The organism is Streptosporangium sp. NPDC005286 (genome assembly GCF_040607515.1).
GTDB lineage: Bacteria > Actinomycetota > Actinomycetes > Streptosporangiales > Streptosporangiaceae > Streptosporangium.
The window spans coordinates 1-3451 of record NZ_JBEXGU010000349.1; the positions used below are offsets into that span (position 1 = coordinate 1).

Annotated in this window: 3 protein-coding genes and 2 pseudogenes; 4 read left to right on the forward strand and 1 reads right to left on the reverse strand. The window is 68.6% G+C overall.

What is annotated here, in order from left to right; all coding sequences use genetic code 11:
* The first annotated feature begins 321 nt into the window (after nt 1-321).
* The 4 genes and pseudogenes from ABZU75_RS45840 to ABZU75_RS45855 all read left to right on the forward strand — a co-directional run.
* Nucleotides 322-1599 carry a helix-turn-helix domain-containing protein gene (locus ABZU75_RS45840; RefSeq protein WP_355569691.1) on the forward strand — a complete coding sequence of 426 codons (1278 nt, stop codon included), beginning with the start codon at nt 322-324 and terminating at the stop codon, nt 1597-1599.
* Nucleotides 1600-2112: 513 nt separating this feature from the next.
* Entirely contained in the window at nt 2113-2667 is a 555-nt protein-coding gene (locus ABZU75_RS45845; RefSeq protein WP_355569697.1) for a pyridoxamine 5'-phosphate oxidase family protein, read from the forward strand.
* A gap of 101 nt (nt 2668-2768) precedes the next feature.
* On the forward strand, nt 2769-2897 hold the full coding sequence (locus tag ABZU75_RS45850) for a hypothetical protein (RefSeq protein ID WP_355569694.1): 129 nt from the start codon (nt 2769-2771) through the stop codon (nt 2895-2897).
* Nucleotides 2882-2956: pseudogene (locus ABZU75_RS45855) on the forward strand (transposase); the annotation flags it as partial. The gene ABZU75_RS45850 and the pseudogene ABZU75_RS45855, both read left to right, overlap by 16 nt.
* A 42-nt stretch (nt 2957-2998) precedes the next feature.
* Here the strand turns inward: ABZU75_RS45855 and ABZU75_RS45860 are convergent.
* A pseudogene (locus ABZU75_RS45860) lies at nt 2999-3451 on the reverse strand (lipase); the annotation flags it as partial.

Here is a 3451-nt window from a genome sequence, read left to right on the forward strand (position 1 = left end):
TCTCTCCCCAAACCCGCGTCTCTTCCTACCTGCCTTTCCGGTTTTATTTGCACTCCCCCCCAAATCCCCACCCCCCCCCCGTGGCGGGTTTCCGGTGGGGGATCCCCCACCGGAACACCACCGCCTCGAACACCGCCGGCGACTGCTTGAAGGTGTCGTGGCCTGGCCCGACTGCGAACCGCACACCGTGCACGAGATCGGTGACCTTCTCGCCGTGGCCGGCCTGGTACATGGCGCGCACGCCGCCGCTCGTGTTCTTCCGCGGTGAACCCGCCCTGCTCAGCTGATGACCGTGGCCCACGGACTGGTAAGACTAGGTGCATGAGCGATGATCCGCGAGACTGGATCCTGGCATTGGCTCCTCGCGGGACTCCAGAGCAGGTCGAGCCGGCCTGCTCTGTGGTCACGCTCGCGGTCGCCACGGCGATTCTGGGCCCCGGCCCGGTGGCCTGGGCCGTGCAGGCCGCTTCGATCATGGCCACAGAGATCATCGAGAAGGTACCCGAGCACGGCGGTGGCGCCGCTCCCTTCGCCACGCTTCGCGCCTCGGTCGAATCGATCGTCCTTTTGGCGCTGCGCGGGCTGTGGGAGGACCTACTGCCTGGGGAAGAGACAGCCACGGACGAAGCCGTCGTCGGCGGTATGGAGTTCGTGCGCCGCGGGGTCCCACTGGACCGGGTTCTGCGCGGAGTACGGATCGGTCACGCCCGACTGCACCGAGGGTTGCTCTCCGTCATCGACACTCTGCCCGAACCGGTCCGCACCGCGGAGAGCCACCGGGTCAGCGATCTGCTGTTCGTCTACGCAGACGCCCACGCCAGCCGCTTGGCTGAGGAGTACCTGGCCGAAAGGTCCCGCTGGGAAGCCGGGCGAGAAGCCAAGCGCCGCCACATTGTTCAAGCGCTGCTCGCCGGCAAGGGCGTCAACGCCGAATCCGCCGCCACACTGGGGTACGAACTCGCCCGCCATCATCAGGCGTTCATCGTGGCGGCCGCAGACCACAGCGCTGCCGCCGCCGATCTGCGGCGCGATGCCGAGGACCTGGGCCGGGCCCTGTCGGCCGACGCGTGGATGAGCCTGTCGGTCGTCCCCGGCCAGACGTGGGCGTGGGCGGGCTGGCGGGCCGAACCGGCATCGGGCCACACCGACCGTGCCCGCCGGTTGCGGCCGCCGTCCGGTGTCAGGGTTTCCGCGGGGCCCGTGGCGTACGGCCCGGAGGGCTTCCGCCGCAGCCACCTGGGCGCACGCGAGGCCGACCGGATCGCCGCGTCCGCCACGACCGACTGGTGGTGCGACTACACCCAGGTACGGACTCTGTCCCTGGCCACGGTCGACGACGAGCAGGCCCGCTGGTACGCCGAAGACGTCCTGGGTCCGCTGCTGGCCGACGACGCCCGTACCCGAGACCTCCGCGAGACTCTTCGCGTCTATCTGGCCTGCGGACGCAGCCCGCAGACAGCCGCCGAGCACCTCCGCGTCGCCCGCAATACCGTCACCTATCGCGTCCGCAAGGCCGCGGAGCTGTTGCGACGCCCCATCGGAGATTCCATGGAGCTGCGCTTGGCCCTGGAGATCGCCCGCATCCTGGAGTCGGCCTGAGAGTCGACGGCTGACGACCCATCCATGTCGCCCAGGCTTTTTTGTGATCTCCCGCACATCCGTCCTGGCTGTCGGGGCTTCGTCGCGACTCGATGGAGTTGCGCTGGCTCCCGGTGATCGGCCGCCCGGTGGCTCTCGTGCCCAAACCCGAACGCCGACTTTGGGCTTGAGGGCCAAGCGCCCGTGCACGCTCCCCGAGTTCAATGCAGGCACTCACGCATGAACGACGGAGGAGCCCATTCGCATCGCCAATTCGCGATCACGCCGCCGAGTCCGGCATCGACATCTCCGAACTCGCCGGGCCGATGACGTTCGCCAAATTCCCCTCCTGCCTGACCGGGCCGTACGCCACCGTGACGCTCTCCGAAGGGGGAGGTCGAACTGGTCGTGGTGATCGGCCTGGGAGCACGTCGCCGGATACACGATCGGCCAGGACCTGTCCGAACGCATGGGGAGAACCACGATCGTCCATGTTCGGAATCCATGATCCACTAATGAGAGGGTTGTTCCGTGATGCTGCTGCCGCTCGCACCGAAGCCGTTCGAGGCTCCGGCCGATCGCGACATGCTCCCGTCGGAGCGACGAGCCTTCGTACGTACCCACCGCACCTGCGTGTTCGGCCATCGGAGGCGACACGACGGCCCGGCCATGTCGGTGGTGTACTACGTGCCGACCAACGACGACGAACTGCTGGTGTCGACGATGGCCGGGCGCGGCAAAGCCCGCGTCGTCGCCCGGGACGGCAAGGTCAGCCTCTGCATCCTGGACGAGCGCTGGCCCTTCGCCTATCTCCAGGTGTACGCAGACGCGGTCATCGAACGCGACCCCACCCTGGTCGTCGACGTGATGATGGCGGCCCGCAGCCGGGTGTCAGGCGAGCCGCTCGGACCCGAGGCGCGTCCGTTCGTCGAGGCCATGGCCGCCGAAGAGAACCGGGTCGTCCTCCGCTGCCGCCCGTACGAGACCTTCGCGCAACCACCGCGTCATCTCTACCACAACGACCAGCAAGACAAGATCACTCACTGGATCTCGGGTAGCGTCCCCTGGGACGCACCCGACCCAACCTGACCTGGCGGGCCCGGTCTCCGAGTCGTGCGCGGGCGGGACTGTCGGTATTCACCTCAGGTGGGCGATGAGGCCGTCGATCGTCGGTCCTGGAGGAAGCCGCGGTGACGCGGAAGGACGAGGTGTCGGATCGCGAGCTGGTCGGCCGGCTGGTCGACCAGGCCCGTGCCGAGGGCTTGGAACTGGTGGGTGAGAACGGGCTGCTGGGCCGGCTGACCAAATCCGCCGGGTGATCTGCTCGACGAACGCGATCGAGTCGGTGAACGCCAGGATCCGTCGGGTGGTCAAGGCGTTTGAGCTTGACACAGAGGGGTTCGCCCCTGTCGTTGGCCGGTCAGCGGTGCTCCGTGGTGAACGGGCCGCCGTCGCCGAAGACGAGGTGGGCGAAGCGTTCGCCGATGCGCTGGTGGGTGGCAGGGTCGGGGTGGAGTTCGTCGGGCAGCGGCCGTTCGGCGTAGTCGGTCTCGCCGTAGAGGTCGAGGCCGTCGAGGTAGTGCAGGTTCGGGTCGGTGGCGGCGCGCTGCCGGACGATGCGGGTGAGCTCGTCCCTGATCACGGTGAGGGTCAGCTTCCCGGCGGCGGTCTGCGCGGGGTCGCCGGTGCTCATGAACCGCAGCCGCCCCTCGCTCATCGCGTTGACGTCCGGGGCACTGGGCCCGGGGGTGTTCTCGTGGATGGGGCAGTAGAGGGGGGATGCGACCAGTAGCGGGGTGGTGGGGTGTCCTTCGCGGACGGTGTCGAGGGGGTGCCACCGGTCGGGTCGCCCCGGGCTGAGACAGATCGGAAG

What these genes read in the sequence shown, in the direction of transcription:
- ABZU75_RS45840 (WP_355569691.1), top strand. Translation starts at nt 322, where the DNA reads ATGAGCGATGATCCGCGAGACTGGATCCTGGCATTGGCTCCTCGCGGG.
- ABZU75_RS45845 (WP_355569697.1), top strand. Translation starts at nt 2,113, where the DNA reads ATGCTGCTGCCGCTCGCACCGAAGCCGTTCGAGGCTCCGGCCGATCGC.